General features: G+C 74.0%; 2 protein-coding genes. Both read right to left on the bottom strand.

Going from position 1 to position 1164, the window contains the following annotated elements; translation table 11 throughout:
* Nucleotides 1-270, bottom strand: a 270-nt coding sequence (locus AB0K09_RS33630) for a TetR family transcriptional regulator (RefSeq protein ID WP_366069175.1), incomplete at its 3' end; no start/stop codon positions are given.
* On the bottom strand, nt 267-1164 hold an 898-nt coding region (locus tag AB0K09_RS33625; RefSeq protein ID WP_366069174.1), incomplete at its 5' end, for an AMP-binding protein. The genes AB0K09_RS33630 and AB0K09_RS33625, both read right to left, overlap by 4 nt.

Below are 1164 nucleotides of genomic sequence, written 5' to 3'. Positions count from 1 at the left end.
GGCGATGAAGGTGCCGTGCGCCGGGTAGCAGCCGCCGGAGAGCAGGTCGTGGTTGCCGAAGGTGGAGTACCAGGGGATGTTCAGGCCCGGGCTGGCGAAGTAGTGGTAGAGCGCCCCCTTGGTGACGCCCGCCGCCTCGACGATCTCCTGGACGGAGGTCCGGTCGTAGCCCTGGTCGGCGAAGAGACGGGTCGCGGCGGCGAGCAGCCGCCTCGGCACCGGCCTGGAGCGGCAGTCCGGCCTCGTCCTCGTCGCGATCGTCCCGGTCAATCCGCCACCCGCCCTTCGCCGTCGTGCTCCCGCGCCGCCTCCCGCAGCCGGCGCCGCAGGATCTTTCCGCTGGTGGTCTTGGGCAGCTCCGCCAGGATCTCCACTCCCCGCGGGCACTTGTAGGCCGCGAGCCGCTCCCGGCAGAAGGCAGCCAGCTCGGCCGGCGTCGCCCCGGCCCCGGCGCGCAGGCTGACGTACGCCTTGACGGTCTCGCCCCGGTACGGGTCGGGAGCGCCGACGACCGCGGCCTCGCGGACGGCGGGGTGGGCGTAGAGTACGTCCTCGACCTCCCGCGGCCAGACCTTGAAGCCGGAGGCGTTGATCATGTCCTTCTTGCGGTCGACCACGTACAGCCAGCCCTCCGGGTCCATGAACCCGATGTCGCCGGTGCGCAGTTCGCCCCCCGGCAGGACCTCCGCGGTCGCCTCCGGGCTGCGCCAGTAACCGGGCACGATCTGGGGGCCGCGGACCAGGATCTCGCCCTGCTCGCCGAACGGCACCTCCCGGCCCCGGTCGTCGACGATCCGCACCAGCGTGTCGGCGCCCGGCAGGCCCACGGACAGCGTGCCGGAGCGCGGATCGAGCGGCGCGCGTCTGCCGCGCGGGACGTTGGCGCAGGTGGCGGTGGACTCGGTGAGGCCGTAGCCCTGGTGCAGATACCGGCCGAAGTCCGCCTCGAAGCGCTCGACCAGGGCCGGCGGCAGCGGCGCGCCGCCGGAGGAGATCAGCTCGAAGGACGCGAAGTGCTCGGGACGGGCCTCCGGCCGGGCCGCCAGCGCCATGAAGGCCGTGGCGGGGCCGAGCGTGTACGCCGGCCGGTGCTCCAGGAAGGCGTCGAGGACCACGCCCGGGTGGAAGCGGTGGGCGAGCGCCAGCGTCCCCGCGTTGGCGAGG

This window comes from Streptomyces sp. NPDC049577 (genome assembly GCF_040675635.1).
GTDB lineage: Bacteria > Actinomycetota > Actinomycetes > Streptomycetales > Streptomycetaceae > Streptomyces.
The sequence above is the reverse complement of the archived record's forward strand: the minus strand, read 5'-3'. Positions and strand labels throughout refer to the sequence as shown.